Origin of the sequence: Agromyces sp. NPDC057865 (assembly GCF_042796995.1) — a bacterium.
Taxonomy (GTDB): Bacteria; Actinomycetota; Actinomycetes; order Actinomycetales; family Microbacteriaceae; genus Agromyces.
On sequence record NZ_JBHVMJ010000003.1, the window covers coordinates 729,832 to 744,010 of the forward strand.

General features: G+C 73.4%; 12 protein-coding genes. 7 read left to right on the top strand and 5 right to left on the bottom strand.

Annotated features, from left to right (window positions below):
- The first annotated feature begins 43 nt into the window (after positions 1-43).
- Genes ACFVN5_RS16320 through ACFVN5_RS16340 form a run of 5 tightly spaced genes read left to right on the top strand, consistent with a single transcriptional unit; the run spans position 44 to position 7,008 of the window.
- A complete protein-coding gene (locus ACFVN5_RS16320; protein ID WP_376956293.1) occupies positions 44-2,119 on the top strand; it encodes a beta-galactosidase in 2,076 nt (691 codons plus the stop codon).
- Positions 2,120-2,125: 6 nt separating this feature from the next.
- Positions 2,126-3,544: an aminomethyl-transferring glycine dehydrogenase subunit GcvPA gene (gene gcvPA / locus ACFVN5_RS16325; RefSeq protein ID WP_376956294.1), complete on the top strand. Its 1,419-nt coding sequence runs from the start codon at positions 2,126-2,128 to the stop codon at positions 3,542-3,544.
- Entirely contained in the window at positions 3,541-5,115 is a 1,575-nt protein-coding gene (gene gcvPB, locus ACFVN5_RS16330; RefSeq protein ID WP_376956295.1) for an aminomethyl-transferring glycine dehydrogenase subunit GcvPB, read from the top strand. The genes gcvPA and gcvPB overlap by 4 nt, the downstream gene beginning before the upstream one ends.
- A 2-nt stretch (positions 5,116-5,117) precedes the next feature.
- Positions 5,118-6,260 (top strand): ATP-NAD kinase family protein, encoded by a 1,143-nt coding sequence (locus tag ACFVN5_RS16335; protein ID WP_376956296.1) that lies wholly within the window; start codon positions 5,118-5,120, stop codon positions 6,258-6,260.
- Complete coding sequence (locus ACFVN5_RS16340) at positions 6,250-7,008, top strand: SDR family NAD(P)-dependent oxidoreductase (protein ID WP_376956297.1); 759 nt, start codon at positions 6,250-6,252, stop codon at positions 7,006-7,008. Before ACFVN5_RS16335 ends, ACFVN5_RS16340 begins: the two co-directional genes overlap by 11 nt.
- A 97-nt stretch (positions 7,009-7,105) precedes the next feature.
- On the opposite strand, the gene ACFVN5_RS16345 is transcribed toward ACFVN5_RS16340, so the two are convergent.
- The 4 genes from ACFVN5_RS16345 to ACFVN5_RS16360 are packed head-to-tail and all read right to left on the bottom strand — an operon-like array spanning position 7,106 to position 11,227.
- On the bottom strand, positions 7,106-7,489 hold the full coding sequence (locus tag ACFVN5_RS16345; RefSeq protein ID WP_376956298.1) for a RidA family protein: 384 nt from the start codon (positions 7,487-7,489) through the stop codon (positions 7,106-7,108).
- 49 nt (positions 7,490-7,538) lie between these two features.
- Complete coding sequence (locus tag ACFVN5_RS16350; RefSeq protein WP_376956299.1) at positions 7,539-8,270, bottom strand: IclR family transcriptional regulator; 732 nt, start codon at positions 8,268-8,270, stop codon at positions 7,539-7,541.
- Between the two features lies 1 nt (position 8,271).
- The gene (locus tag ACFVN5_RS16355) at positions 8,272-9,903 is read right to left on the bottom strand and encodes an amidohydrolase family protein (protein WP_376956300.1); all 1,632 of its coding nucleotides are present in this window, start codon (positions 9,901-9,903) and stop codon (positions 8,272-8,274) included.
- Positions 9,904-9,916: 13 nt separating this feature from the next.
- Complete coding sequence (locus ACFVN5_RS16360; protein WP_376956301.1) at positions 9,917-11,227, bottom strand: alanine racemase; 1,311 nt, start codon at positions 11,225-11,227, stop codon at positions 9,917-9,919.
- Between the two features lie 87 nt (positions 11,228-11,314).
- Here ACFVN5_RS16360 and ACFVN5_RS16365 point away from each other — a divergent pair, with 87 nt between their 5' ends.
- Positions 11,315-12,877, top strand: a complete 1,563-nt coding sequence (locus tag ACFVN5_RS16365) for a PfkB family carbohydrate kinase (RefSeq protein WP_376956302.1) — start codon at positions 11,315-11,317, stop codon at positions 12,875-12,877.
- Positions 12,878-12,926: 49 nt separating this feature from the next.
- Here ACFVN5_RS16365 and ACFVN5_RS16370 read toward each other — a convergent pair whose 3' ends face one another.
- Positions 12,927-13,547, bottom strand: a complete 621-nt coding sequence (locus ACFVN5_RS16370) for a MerR family transcriptional regulator (protein ID WP_376956303.1) — start codon at positions 13,545-13,547, stop codon at positions 12,927-12,929.
- Positions 13,548-13,636: 89 nt separating this feature from the next.
- Here ACFVN5_RS16370 and ACFVN5_RS16375 point away from each other — a divergent pair, with 89 nt between their 5' ends.
- The gene (locus ACFVN5_RS16375; protein WP_376956304.1) at positions 13,637-14,056 is read left to right on the top strand and encodes a hypothetical protein; all 420 of its coding nucleotides are present in this window, start codon (positions 13,637-13,639) and stop codon (positions 14,054-14,056) included.
- Positions 14,057-14,179: the final 123 nt, after the last annotated feature.

The window sequence follows — 14,179 nt, forward strand, 5'->3', positions numbered from 1 at the left end:
ATCGCGGCTGTAAAGGATCGCGAGCACTCAGAGAGGAGACGGCGTGGCCGACGACACCCCGCGGAGCATCCGACTCGACGCGCTCGCCTACGGCGGCGACTACAACCCCGACCAGTGGCCGGAGGACGTCTGGCGCGAGGATGCGCGGCTCATGCGGGAAGCGGGGGTCAACCTCGTGAGCCTGCCCGTGTTCTCGTGGCCGCAGCTCGAGCCGGAGCCGGGCGTGTACGACTGGGGCTGGCTCGACCGGGTCATCGAGGTGCTGTGGGACGCGGGAGTCAAGATCGACCTCGCGACCGCGACCGCGACCCCGCCGTCGTGGCTCATCCGCCGTCATCCCGAGATGCTGCCGTGGGACGCCGACGGCCTTCGGCTCGAGTTCGGGTCGCGCCAGGCGTACTGCCCGAGCTCGCCGGTCTGGCGCGAGCACGTCGCACGCATGGCCCGCGCGATGGCGGAGCGCTACGGCGAGCACCCCGCGCTCGCGCTCTGGCACGTCTCGAACGAGTACGGCGACCACGTCTCCCGGTGCTGGTGCCCCGAGTCGTCCGCGCACTTCCGCCGCTGGCTCGAGGCGCGCTACGGCGACCTCGACGGGCTGAACGAGGCCTGGGGCGTGAACGTGTGGGGACAGCGCTACACCGCATGGGCCCACGTCGAGGTGCCTCGCCGTGCCACGGGCCCGGTCAACCCCACGCAGCTGCTCGACTTCGAGCGGTTCTCCTCCGATGCGCTCCTCGAGCTGTTCCGGATCGAGGTCGACGTGCTGCGGGAGGTCACGCCCGACGTCGCGGTGACGACGAACTTCATGAGCCTCCTGCGCGACCTCGACTACTGGGAGTTCGCCGCCGCGGAGGACCTCGTGACCGATGACGCCTACCCGGACCCCGCCGATCCGCTCGCGCATGTGCCGGCCGCGCTGAACTACGGGCTCATGCGCTCGCTGAAGGGCGGGCAGCCGTGGCTGCTGCTCGAGCAGGCCGCGAGCGCGGTCAGCTGGCGCGACGTGAACGTGCCGAAGGCGCCGGGGCAGATGCGCATCGACAGCCTGCAGGCCATCGCGCACGGCTCGGACGGCGCGATGTTCTTCCAGTGGCGGCAGGCGAGGTACGGCCAGGAGAAGTTCCACTCGGCGATGCTCGGCCATCGCGGCGAGGCCTCGCGCTCGTTCCAGGAGACGAAGGCGTTCGGGGCCGAGCTGCAACGCCTCGAGGTCGTCCGCGGCACCCGCGTCCGTGCGCGCGTCGCGCTCGTCGTCGACTGGGACTCCTGGTGGGGCTCGTCGGCCGCCGAGTCGCTGCCGTCGCAGCGCCTCGACTGGCTCGGGCAGGCTCGAGCGTGGAACGCCGCCCTCTACATGCTGGGCCATCCCGTCGACACCGTGCGCGCCACCGGTCCGTTCGACGCGTACGACGTCGTCGTGGTGCCGAACCTCTACATCGCGGATGCCGCACAGGCAAACGCGCTCGCCGACTTCGTCGCGCGAGGCGGCCAGCTCGTGGTCGGTCCGTTCTCGGGGGTCGTCGACGCGACCGAGAAGGTGCACGACGGCGGCGCGCCGGGGCCGCTCCGCGAGCTGCTCGGCATCGAGGTCGACGAGCACTGGCCGGTTCCCGACGGGCGCACCGAGCAGGTGCGGTTCCTCGACCGAGGCGTCGGCTTCTCGACCGAGGTGTGGGGCGAATGGATCGAGCCGCACGGCGGCACCGAGGTCCTCGCGCGCTATGCGTCGGGCGAGCTCGACGGGCGTCCGGCGGTGACGCGACGGCGTGCGGCGGCGGGCGGCGGCGGTGCCTGGTACCTGAGCGCCGCGCTCGAGCCGGCCGGCATGATCGCGCTCTTCCGCGACGTGCTCGACTCGGCGGGCCTCCCGGCCCGCGCGCGCACCGACGCCGATCTCGAGGCCGTCACGCGGTCCGACGACACCACCGACTACACGTTCGTGCTGAACCATGGGCGCGGCGACCTCGCGGTCGACGTGCCCGAAGGCGCCGTCGACCTGCTCACCGGCATCCACTCGACGGGCCGGCTCGAGCTCGGCCGGTACGGCGCCGCCGTGCTCGCCACCCCGCGCGCCGAGACGGCGCCCTTCATCACCCTGTCCGACACCACCGACTGAGGCACCATGACCGATCCCTTCGTCCATCCGTACATCCCCAACACCGCGCCCGAGTCGAGGGCCGCGATGCTCGCCGCCGTCGGCGCGGCATCCGTCGACGAGTTCTACGCCGACGTCCCCGCCGACCTGCGCCTCGACCGCCCGCTCGACCTGCCCGAGCCGCTCGTCGCCGAACAGGACCTCGCCCGGCACGTCGAGGGCCTGCTCGCGAAGAACACCTCGACACGGCGGCGGCTGAGCTTCCTCGGCGCGGGCACGTACCACCACTACGTGCCGGCGGTCGTCGACGAGGTGATCGGGCGCAGCGAGTTCCTCACCGCCTACGCGGGGGAGCCGTACGAGGATCACGGTCGCTTCCAGGCGCTCTTCCAGTACCAGTCGCTCATGGCCGAGCTCCTCGAGATGGACGTCGTCAACGTTCCCACCTACGACGGGTACCAGGCCACGGCGACGGCGCTGTCGATGGCCGGTCGCATGTCGGGACGCCGTCGCATCCTCGTCGCGAGCGACGTGCTGCCCGCGAAGCTGTCGAAGGTGCACGACTTCGTGCGCGTGCACCTGGACCTCGAGTTCGTGCCGACGGTCGACGGCGTCGCGGATGTCCCCGGCCTCGCGTCGCGGCTCGGCGACGACGTCGCCGCGGTGTGGGTCGAGACCCCGAGCTGCACGGGCGCGCTCGAGGCGAGACTCGGCGAGATCGCCGTCGCGGCGCATGCCGCCGGTGCCGTGCTCGTGGTCGGCACCGATCCGATCGGCTACGGCGTGCTCACCCCGCCGGCCGTGCACGGGGCGGACATCGTCTGCGGCGACATCCAGTCGCTCGGGCTGCACCAGTGGTACGGGGGCGCGCACGGCGGGTTCATCGCCGTGCACGACGACCCCCGCTTCATCATGGAGATGCCCTCACGCCTCTTCGGTCTCGCCGCCACCGACGTGCCGGGCGAGTACGGATTCGGCGACGTCGCGTACGACCGCACCTCCTTCGCCCTCCGCGAAGAGGGCAAGGAGTGGGTCGGCACCGCGGCCGCCCTGTGGGGCATCGCCGCCGGCGTCTACCTGGCGCTCATGGGCCCGCAGGGGATGCGCGAGCTCGGCGAACTGCTGCTCGCGCGCACCCGGTACGCGCAGCAGCGCCTCGCCGCGATCCCCGGAGTCGAGCTCGGCGACGCTGCGACCCACCTGCGCGAGTTCACCGTCGACCTGGCCGCCACCGGCCTCGGCTCGGCCGACGTCGTCGAGGCGCTCCGCGCGCACGGCATCGAGCCCGGCGTCCCGGTCGACGAGTACCGCCTCCTCGTCTGCGTCACCGAGATGACGAACCAGGCGGACATCGACCGGCTGGCCGCCGAGCTCGATGCACTCGTCCAGACGCACCGCCACCCGGCATCCGCACCCATCCACGCCCTCCAGGAGCAGAACGCATGAGCCTCCCCATCGCCCCCAAGCCGGGCATCCGCCGGTTCCACCAGGCGAGGTGGGACGAGCCCCTCGTCTTCGAGCTCTCGACGCCCGGCGAACGCGGCGTGGCCGTTCCCCCGGTCGAACGCGACGTGCGGGCCGAAGTGGGCGACGTGGTCGGCGCCCTGCCCGACGGACTGCGCCGCACCACCCCGCCCGCCCTCCCCGAGCTCGGCCAGATGCGCGTCCTCAAGCACTACCTGCGCCTTTCGCAGGAGACGCTCGGTGCCGACCTCAACGTCGACGTCGGGCAGGGCACGTGCACGATGAAGTACGCGCCGAAGGTGAACGAGCGACTCGTCTCGACGCCCGACCTCACCGCGATGCATCCCCTGCAGGACGCCGACGACGCGCAGGGCGTGCTCGAGATCGTGTGGCGCACCGAGCGGATGCTGGCCGAGATCTCGGGCATGGACGAGGTGTCGCTGCACACCCAGGGCGGGTCGGCGGCGATCTGGGCGAACATCGCGATGATCCGGGCGTACCACGAGGCCAACGGCGAGGGGGAGGTGCGCCGCGAGGTCATCACGACGATCTTCAGCCACCCGTCGAACGCGGCCGCCGCGAAGGCCGCGGGCTACGACGTCATCACGCTGCATCCCGACGCCGACGGGTACCCCGACCTCGCGGCCCTGCGTCTCGCGCTGTCGCCGCGAACCGCCGCCATCATGGTCACCAATCCCGAGGACACGGGCATCTACAACCCCGCGATCCGGGAATGGGTCGACGCGGCGCACGCGGTCGGCGCCCTCGCCTCGTACGACCAGGCGAACGCGAACGGCATCCTCGGCATCACGCGTGCGCGAGACGCCGGATTCGACGTGTGCCACTTCAACCTGCACAAGACGTTCGGCACCCCGCACGGATGCGGCGGGCCGGGCGCCGGGGCGAACGCGGTGAGCGCGGCACTCGCCCGCTTCCTGCCCGGCCCACGGGTTGTCCGCGACCGCGACCGGTTCGTCGTCGAGGAGGCGGGGCCGGCGTCGATCGGCTCGGTCGCGCCGTTCCACGGCGTGATCCCGAACATCGTGCGGGCCTACGCGTGGCTGATGGCGCTCGGGACGCCCGGCCTGCGGGCGGTCGCCGAGACCGCCGTGCTGAACAACAACTACCTGATGAAGAAGGTGCTCGAGATCCCGGGGGCGTCGGCGCCGTACGCCGTCGGCCGGCGACGGATCGAGCAGGTGCGCTACTCGTGGCAGGAGCTCCACGAGGAGACCGGGATCACGTCCGAGGAGATCGGCGTGCGGGCCAGCGACTTCGGCATGCACTACTGGACGAGCCACCACCCCTACGTCGTGCCGCAGCCGTTCACCCTCGAGCCCACCGAGTCCTACTCGATGGCGGAGCTCGACGAGTACGCCGCGGTCCTCGCGGAGGTCGCCCGCGAGGCGCGCGAGGAGCCCGAGACCGTGCGCACCGCGCCGCACCGCCAGACCGTGCACCACACCCACCACGACGACCTCGACGACCCCGATCGCTGGGCCATCACGTGGCGCGCCTACCGACGCAAGTACTTCGGCGGGACCGCCGCCTGACCATGCTCGGACTCATCGTCAATCCGGTCGCCGGTGTCGGCGGGCCCGCGGGGCTCGCCGGCAGCGACGGGGACGCGGTGCAGCGCCACGCCGTCGAGCGGGGCGCGACGCCGCGGGCCGGGGATCGGGCGCTCGCCGCGCTCGCCGTCGTCGCCGACGCCCGGCCCGGGGCATCCGTGCTCACGGCGGCAGGGCCGATGGGGGAGGACGTCGTCCGTCGGGCGGGACTCGATCCGATCGTGGTCTCCCGGCCCGTCACGCCGACGAGCCCTGCCGACACCGTCGCGGCCGCGCGTGCCCTCGCCGACGCGGGGGCGTCGCTCGTGCTCTTCGCGGGCGGCGACGGCACGGCTCGCGACGTCGCGACGGCGCTGTCGACCGACGTTTCGGCCCTCGGCATCCCGGCCGGCGTGAAGATGTACTCGCCCGTGTTCGCCGTGAGTCCGCGGGCGGCGGGCGGCCTCGCGGCCGCCTGGCTCGCCGCCGACGGTCGCGGGCTCCCGGTGCACGAGCGCGAGGTGCTCGACGTCGACGAGGAGGCGCTCCGTCGAGCCCGCGTCGAGCCGCGCCTCTTCGGCGTCCTCGCCGTGCCGACGCGTCCGGGCCGCACCCAGTCGCGAAAGGCCGCGACGCCCGCCGGCGAGCGGGCGGCCGTCGCGGGTGCGGCACGGGGCGCGGCATCCGCGATGCGGCCGGGCGTGCGCTACCTGCTCGGGCCGGGCGGCACGATGGCCGAGGTCGCGCGGGAGCTCGGGATCTCGAAGACGCCGCTCGGCGTCGACGTGGTGCTCGACGGCCGGGTGGTGCAGGCCGGCGCCTCGGAGTCCGACCTGCTCGAGCAGCTGGCCGCCGGCCCCGCCAAGGCCATGGTCTCGGTCATCGGCGGGCAGGGATTCCTGCTCGGTCGCGGCAACCAGCAGCTCTCCGCGCGCGTCATCCGCGCGCTCGGCGACGACCCGGTCGTGGTCGTCGCGCCCGAGCAGAAGCTCATCGACCTGGGCGGCCGTCCGCTCCTCGTCGACACCGGCGACGCCGAGGTGGACGTCGGGCTCGCCGGGTACGTCCGCGTCATCACCGGCTCCGCCACCACCAGCATCTATCCCGTCCATGCACCGGAACACGAAGGAGAAGGCCATGCGCCTTGAGAACAAGCAGGCCATCGTCACTGGAGGCGCCGGCGGCATCGGCCGCGCCACCTCGCTCGCGCTCGCGGCCGAGGGCGCCGCGGTCGCCGTCGTCGACCTGAACGCCGAGGCGGCCGAGGCGGTCGCCGCCGAGATCCGGGACGCCGGTGGCGTCGCGATCGCGATCGCGGCGGATGTCTCGAGCGAGTCCGACATCGAACGCGTCGTCGCGACGACCGTCGCGGAGCTCGGCGGCGTGAACGTCGTCTTCAACAATGCGGGCATCATCCGGCGCACCACCGCCGTCGAGACGACCGTCGAGGAATGGGACCGCGTCTTCGGCGTCAACGTGCGCTCGATCTTCCTCATGTGCAAGCACGTCGTGCCGGTCATGGCGTCGGCAGGCGGCGGATCGATCGTCAACACGGGCTCCGGCTGGGGCCTGAAGGGCGGAGGCCGGGCGATCTCCTACTGCGCGTCGAAGGGCGCGGTCGTGAACATGACCCGCGCGCTCGCGATCGACCACGGCCCGCAGGGCATCCGCGTCAACTCGGTGAACCCCGGAGACGTGAACACGGGGATGCTCCGCGACGAGGCCAGGCAGCTGTCGCAGGATGCCGACGCGTTCCTCGCGGAGGCCGCCGACCGGCCGCTCCAGCGCATGGGCGAACCGCGCGAGATCGCAGCGGCCGTGGTGTGGCTGGCAAGTGACGAGTCCAGCTACGTGACCGGCTCGGCGCTCGTGGTGGACGGCGGCGGCATCGCCTGAACGCGAATGCATGAGCATCCGGGTCATGAGCCCCGCAGGGGATGCATGACGCGGATTCTCATGCGTTTCCACCGGGCCGCGGGCGGCAGGAGCCGGCTCACCCCTCCCGCAGCGCCGCCACCACGTCGATCTCGACGAGGATGCTCGCGAGGCGCGAGCCCACGGTCGTGCGAACGGGGTACGGCTCGGTGAAGAACTCGGCGTAGGCCTCGTTGTACTCCGCGAAGTCGGCGAGGTCCTCGAGGTGCGCGGTCACCTTGACGACGTCGTCGAAGTCGAGCCCGTACTCGGCGAGCACGGCGCCGATGTTGCGGAGCACCTGCCGGGTCTGCTCGCGCACGCCGCCCTCGACGACCTGCCCGGTCGCCGGGTCCTGCGGACCGAAGCCCGCGGTGAACAGGAAGCCGTTGGCGACGACGCCGTGGCTGTAGGGCCCGGCGGGCTTGGGCGCGTTCGACAGGGTGACGGCGGTCTTGGACATGGTTCCTCCGGTTCGGTGGGTGGTCGTGGGCGATGGTCGGGCGGATGCCTCAGCCGAGCTCCCGCGCGATGAGGTCTGCCGTCTCGCGCAGGGCGGGCAGGTATGTCTTCAGGTGGTCGAGGTCCGCCACGACGCGGATCGCGGTGACGGAGATCGCGCCGACGACGCCGAGCGACGTGTGGATCGGCACTGCGACGCAGTTCACGTAGGGCTCGAACTCGCGGTCGTCGACCGCCCAGCCGCGGGCGGCGACGACGGCGAGCTCGCGGTCGAGGGCGTCGCGAGTCGCGATGGTGTGCTCGGTGAACCGCTGCCAGGTGACGCCGTCGAGCACGGCGTCGCGCCCGGCAGGGCCGAGGTCCGCAAGGATGGCCTTGCCCACCGCGGAGCAGTACGGGACGACCGCCTTGCCGATGCGCGAGTACATGCGCACGCCCGACTCGTCCTCGGCCTTGTCGACGTAGACGATCGAGCGGTCCATGAGCGCCGCGAGGTGCACGGTGTTGCCCGTGCGCCGCTGCAGGCGTCGGACGTGCTGGGCGCCCACCTCGCGCAGGTCGAGCGAGTCGAGCGCCTCCTTCGAGAGCGCCGCGAGCCGGGTGCCGAGCGTGTAGCGGCCGTTGCCGCGCCGGCGCACCCAGCCCACCTCCTCGAGCGCCTGCAGCTCGCGGAACATCGTGGAACGGTGCAGGCCGAACGCCTCGGCGAGCTCGGCGACCGTGCGCGGGTCGGCCGCGATCGCGTCGATGATGCGGGCCGCACGGATGACGCTCTGCGACATGTCAGGCCCCCGTCGAGGTCGAGGTGACGGCGGTACGCGAGCCCTCGGTCGCAGAACGCCGAGTGCTCCGACGGATGCCACGCCCGGGCGTCGCCCCGGTGAGCGCGCCGCCCGCCAGCACCGGCAGCCCGGCGACCAGCACGTCCTCGATGCCCTCCGCGAGGGCGAGCGGCTCGACGTACGTCGCTCGATCGCGCACGTGGGCGGCGTCGACGAGCACCAGGTCGGCGATCCACCCAGGCCTGATGCGTCCGCGAGCCCCGAGCCCGAAGCGGTCGGCGGCGCGCGTCGAGACGAGCGCCGCGGCATCCGCCCAGTCGAGCGCCTGCTGCTCGAGCACGAGCGAGCGGAGGTATCGCGCGAACGTGCCGCGGGCGCGCGGGTGCGGGTGCCCGCCGACGAAGATGCCGTCGGAGCCGCCGATCGCACGCGGATGCGCGATGATCGACGCGAGCTCGGCGGGCGAGCGCTCGTGCTGCACCGCCATCACGACGTTCACCTCGAGGCGCGAGGCGGCGAGCACGTCGAGCGCGAAGGACGCCGGGTCGGTTCCCGCCGCCCGGGCCGCGTCGCGGAGCGTGCGGCCGAGCGTCCATGCGTACTCGGGCGCTGCGACGTGCGCGAGGGTGAGCATGCCCGGCCAGTCGGGACCCAGGCTCGGGTAGTCGACGATCGTCGGGAACCATTCGCCGAGCAGCCGCTGCCGCTCGACGGGGTCGCGAAGCGCGCCGAGCACCTCGTCGACGGGGCGCACGGTGAGGCTCGGCGGCAGGATCGGCATGGCGAGGATCGAGCATCCGCGCGTGTACGGGTACGCGTCGAACGTCGCGTCGACGCCGGAGACAGCGAGCCCGTCGAGCAGCTCGTGCACGATGTGCGGCGCGGCGTGGAAGTGGGAGATGTGCACGGGCACGCCCGCGCGCCGGCCGATCTCGGCCAGCTCGGCGACGCCCGCGGCCGAGTTCGCCTCGTACCCGCCGCGCAGGTGCGACACGACCACGCCGCCCGCGTCGGCGACCGGCTCGGCGAGGGCGGCCAGCTCGTCGGTGCCGGCGAAGATCCCGGGCACGTAGTCGAGCCCCGTCGAGAGCCCGAGCGCGCCGTCGGCGAGGCCCTCGGCGACGAGCGTGCGCATCCGGTCGAGCTCGGCAGGCGACGCGGCATCTGTCGACCGGCCGCAGACCTCGTGGCGCACCGTGCCGGCCGGCACCAGGACGCCGGCGTTGAGCGGGGTCGCCCCGTCGAAGGTCGCGATCAGGTCGCGGATGCCGCCGCCCCGCCACGTGGGATGCGGCCCGTTGATCGCGGCGAAGTACTCGGTCGCATAGGCGCCGTCGCCGGGCGCGTACGAGACGCCGTCCTGTCCGCCGATGACGGTCGTGACGCCCTGGCGCAGGAGCGCGAGCTGGACCTCGGGGTCGAAGAGGCGCCCGTCGGCGTGTGCGTGGGCGTCGACGAAGCCGGGGAGCAGCATCCGCCCGTCGCCCGCGATGACCGTGTCGACGGCCTCGGGACGCGTCGTGCCGCGCGCCTCGACGCGGTCGACGACCTCGCCCGCGACGACGACGTCGAGCGGCTCGGGCGAGGCGCCGTCGCCGTCGACGACGTGCACGTCGCGGATGAGGATCGTCATGCGGGCACCGGCCTCAGAAGAACGTGCGCACGAGGTCGACGACGCGCGTGCTGCCCGCGCCCTCGACGACGGGGAGCCAGCGGCGCTTGTCGAATGCCGTGCACGGGTGCGAGAGGCCGAGCGACACGACGTCGCCGATCGCGACGGGAAGCGTGCCCGCCGACCGGAGGAACGCGTGCTGGTCGTTGAGTGCGCTGACGGATGCCCCGACGAGCGGCTCCTCGGGCCCCCCGAGCTCCGCGGCGCGGCCGAACGGCACGGGCAGCCCCTCGTCGTAGGGGAAGTCGCGCTTGCCGCCGTCGAGCAGCGCGAGCCCGGGCTCGGGATGGGAGACCACGCGCGCGTACCCGCGCATGGCGGACACGAGCGTGGGTCCGTGCGAGTGGTTCCGCGTCGCGTCGAGCGGCGAGATGCCGTGGTAGAAGCCGTCGTCGTGCAGGAGCGAGGCGCCCGAGCGGAGGATCCAGCGCGTGCGGCGGCCGGCGGCGGCATCCGCCTCGATCGACGGCTCGAAGACGTCGGCGACGAGGTCGAGGTAGGCGCTGCCGCCCGCCGTGACGATGAGCGGCTCGGCTTCGCCCGCGATGTCGCGCACCGTGTCGTGCAGCTCGAGCAGGTCGGACAGGTAGTCGCGCACCGCGACGAGCGCGTGGCCGGTCCGGTCGTGGCCGAGGCTGCCCTCGTAGCCGGCGACGCCCGCAAGGCGGAGCACGGGCGACTCGGCGACGCGCCGGGCGATGGCCTCGGCGTCGTCGAGCGTGCGCGCGCCGGTGCGGCCGCCGTGGGCCCCGAGCTCGACGAGCACGTCGATGGGGCGCGTGAGCTCGGCATCCGTCGCCGCGAGCCCGCGTTCCATGGCCTCGACGGTCGCGATCGAGTCGACCCACGAGCGGAACGTGAAATCGGGGTCGGCGAGCTCGGCGGCGATGAACGCGAGCGCCCGGGGGGCGACCAGCGCGTTGGCGAGCATGATGCTCGCGACGCCGAACGAGCGCGCCGTGCGCACCTGTCCGGGCGTCGCGAGCGTCAGGCCCGTGGCGCCCGCGTCGAGCTGCAGCCACCAGAGCGCGGGCGCCATCGTCGTCTTGCCGTGCGGCATGAGCTCCATGCCGCGTGCGGTCGCCCAGGCCTGGATGGTCGCGGCATTGCGGGTGAGCGCGGCGGCGTCGAGCACGGTGAGCGGGGTCCAGAACTCGTCGAGAGTCGGGCCGGTGGCGAGGAACTCGCGCACGGTCAGTCCGGCGGCCCGCTCGGGCAGGCCGGTGTCGCTCGTGGTGAGCACCTCGTCGGCGAGCTCGTCGATGGGGGCTGACGTCAGTGGCATCCCGGGTCCTCTCGGTTCGCGTGCGGCCGTGTTGCAGATACTGCAACGCGTTTGCGTCGAATCTGCACACTCGTCAGCATAGGGGTCGTGACCACGCCCGCTGAAGTGCTCGCCGTCGGAGAGACCATGGCGCTCGTCGCGCCCGCCGCGGCCGAGCCGCTCGAGTCGGCCGCCGACTTCCGCATCGACGCCGGGGGAGCCGAGGCCAACGTCGCCTCGCACCTCGCCGCGCTCGGGCGTCGTGCGGCCTGGGCCGGCGCCGTCGGCGACGACGCCCTGGGCCGACGCCTCGTGCGTCAGCTCGCCGAACGCGGCGTCGACACGAGCCGGGTCGTCTTCGATCCCGGCGCGCCGACGGGTGTCTACCTCAAGGACCCCGGCGCCGGCGTGCACTACTACCGGCGCGGCTCGGCGGCCTCCCGGCTCGGGCCCGACTTCGTCGCCGGCCTCGGGTTCGAGGGCGTGCGCGTGCTGCATGTCAGCGGCATCACGCCGGCGCTCTCGCCCTCGTGCGAGGCCCTCTTCGACGCGCTCGTCGACGCCGCCCACGCCGCCGGCGCAGCGGTGAGCTTCGACGTGAACCACCGCGCGGCGCTCTGGCCGTCGACGGATGCCGCGGCGCGCCGCCTGCGCGCGGCCGCGGCGCGCGCCGACGTCGTCTTCGTCGGGCGCGACGAGGCCGCGGCGCTCTGGGGCACCGCGAGCGCGGAGGACGTGCGCGCGCTGCTGTCCGAGCCCGCCCACCTCGTCGTGAAGGACGGCGCCGTGGGCGCGACCGAGTTCCACGCGGCCGGCGTCGAGCACGTGCCCGCACTGCCGGTCGAGCTCGTCGAGGCCGTCGGGGCGGGCGACGCCTTCGCGGCCGGCTGGCTCGACGCCTGGCTCGACGACGCTCCGGCCGCAGAGCGCCTCCGTGCTGGGCACGAGCGCGCCGTGGTCGTGCTGGCCGACACCGCCGACTTCCCGCGCTCGGGACCGCACTCGGCGCCGCGCCCGCAGCCGGCCCGGCTCCTCAGCTCCCCCCACGGCAGGAACGCCGCGACGCCGCTCCGGAACGACGCCTTCGACGAGCTCCTCGCCGGCCGACCGCTCATGGCGATCTTCCGGGGACTCGGCGTGGAGCGCAGCCTCGAGCTCGCCCGGCGCGCGTGGGACCTTGGCATCGTCGTGGTGGAGCTGCCGATCCAGTCCGACGAGGACGTCGAGGCGCTCGCCGCGGTCGTCGCGGCGGGCCGGTCCGACGGGCGCCCGGTGGGTGCGGGCACCGTCGTGTCGGCCCGGCACGTGGAGCTCGCGGCATCCGCCGGCGCCGCCTTCACTGTGAGTCCCGGGTTCGACCCCGACGTCGTGCGCGCGTCGATCGCCGCGGGCCTGCCGCCGCTGCCCGGCGTGGCCACGGCGAGCGAGGTGCAGGCCGCCATGGCGCTCGGGCTCACGTGGCTGAAGGCGTTCCCGGCGTCGCTGCTCGGGCCCGGCTGGTTCCGCGCCATGGCGGGTCCGTTCCCCGGCGCCCGGTTCGTGGCGACGGGCGGGATGGACGCGACGAACGCCGGGGCGTTCCTCGACGTGGGCGTGCGGACGGTCGCGGTGGGGTCGGCGCTCGAGGACCCGGGGCAGCTGCCGGCGCTCGCGCGGCTGCTCGGGCGTTGACCCGTCCCGAGCTCGCGCGACGGGCCGGCGCGCGCCCCGCCCGGACGCGTCAGCCCGGCAGGTCCCGCTGCGCCGCCACGTCCTGGTGCGCGAGCCGCCGGAGCGCGAGCAGCACGGGCTCGTAGAGCGCGGTGCCGAGCACCGTGTACTCGACCGCGGCGTGCGGCTCGTGCGGCATCCGCTCGAGATCGAAGGCGGCGATATCGCGCAGGCCGCGACCGTACTCGAGCAGCCGGTCCTGGCTGATCGGCATGCCCGCCGCCTCGGCGGCCTCGAGCGCCGTCTCGAGCTGCGCGACGGCGGCGAAGCGCGGGTCGTACACCTGGCCGAGCGCCTCGAGCGCGGCGCGGGCGCGGGGGTACGGGTCGGGGTCGTCATCGGATGCCGCGTCGACCGACGGCGGCAGGGCGCTCACGGCGCGGCCGAGCGTGGCATAGAGGTCGTCGCCCGGGTCGTCGACGAGGCCGAGGATCGTGCGCGCCTGCTGCACGCTGAGTCCGACCGGGCCGGTGAGCGCCCGGATGAGCCGGAGCCGCCGCGCGTGCGACTCGTCGTAGCTGGCCTGCGTCGCAGAGGTCGCGACGCCCGGATGCAGGAGCCCCTCGCGCAGGTAGTACTTCACGGTCGCCACCGGGAGGCCGACCGTCGCGGCGAGGGCGGAGATGCGCATCGCGGGACTCCCTTGCATTGGATAGTTGCACTCTCTATTATTGGAGAGTACCACTATCCAATCATGTTCCCCGTCGGAAGGATCCCGCCATGCCGTCCCCGAGCGATCTCATCCTCATCGGCATCCTGCTGCTCGCCCTCGTCACCGTCGAGAGCGGCGGCTACTTCCTCACCCGGGTCGTCCGGGGGCACGCGCCCGCGAACCGCTTGCAGCTGAGCTTCTACCGGGCGGGACACGCGCACGCCGCGGTGCTGCTCGTGCTGTCGATCGCGATCCTCGCGGTCATCTCGTACGCCGCCCTCGACGGGTTCTGGATGCAGCTCGCGCGCCTCGGCGTGCCGATCGCCGCGATCCTGATGCCCGCCGGCTTCTTCCTCTCGGTGCTCGGCAAGGATCCCGAGCGTCCGAATCGCCTCATCTGGCTGCTCTGGATCGGCGTCGTGTCGCTCACGGCCGCACTCATCACGGCCGGGATCGGGCTCATCGCCGGGGGAGTGGCGGCGCTCTGAGCCGCGTCGGTCGCGGCATCCGGATGCCCCGACCGATGCGATGCCACGACGGCGCGCCGCGCGGACGGCGTTTACCGCACGAACCGCCCGCGGTCAAGAGGACACCGCCGGGCCATTTAGACT

Bases quoted from the DNA above. Each gene is read 5' to 3' on its own strand.
- ACFVN5_RS16375 (WP_376956304.1), top strand. From the start codon at position 13,637: ATGCCGTCCCCGAGCGATCTCATCCTCATCGGCATCCTGCTGCTCGCC.
- ACFVN5_RS16360 (WP_376956301.1), bottom strand. From the start codon at position 11,227: ATGCCACTGACGTCAGCCCCCATCGACGAGCTCGCCGACGAGGTGCTC.
- ACFVN5_RS16370 (WP_376956303.1), bottom strand. From the start codon at position 13,547: ATGCGCATCTCCGCCCTCGCCGCGACGGTCGGCCTCCCGGTGGCGACC.
- ACFVN5_RS16340 (WP_376956297.1), top strand. From the start codon at position 6,250: ATGCGCCTTGAGAACAAGCAGGCCATCGTCACTGGAGGCGCCGGCGGC.
- ACFVN5_RS16355 (WP_376956300.1), bottom strand. From the start codon at position 9,903: ATGACGATCCTCATCCGCGACGTGCACGTCGTCGACGGCGACGGCGCC.
- gcvPA (WP_376956294.1), top strand. From the start codon at position 2,126: ATGACCGATCCCTTCGTCCATCCGTACATCCCCAACACCGCGCCCGAG.
- gcvPB (WP_376956295.1), top strand. From the start codon at position 3,541: ATGAGCCTCCCCATCGCCCCCAAGCCGGGCATCCGCCGGTTCCACCAG.
- ACFVN5_RS16345 (WP_376956298.1), bottom strand. From the start codon at position 7,489: ATGTCCAAGACCGCCGTCACCCTGTCGAACGCGCCCAAGCCCGCCGGG.
- ACFVN5_RS16350 (WP_376956299.1), bottom strand. From the start codon at position 8,270: ATGTCGCAGAGCGTCATCCGTGCGGCCCGCATCATCGACGCGATCGCG.
- ACFVN5_RS16335 (WP_376956296.1), top strand. From the start codon at position 5,118: ATGCTCGGACTCATCGTCAATCCGGTCGCCGGTGTCGGCGGGCCCGCG.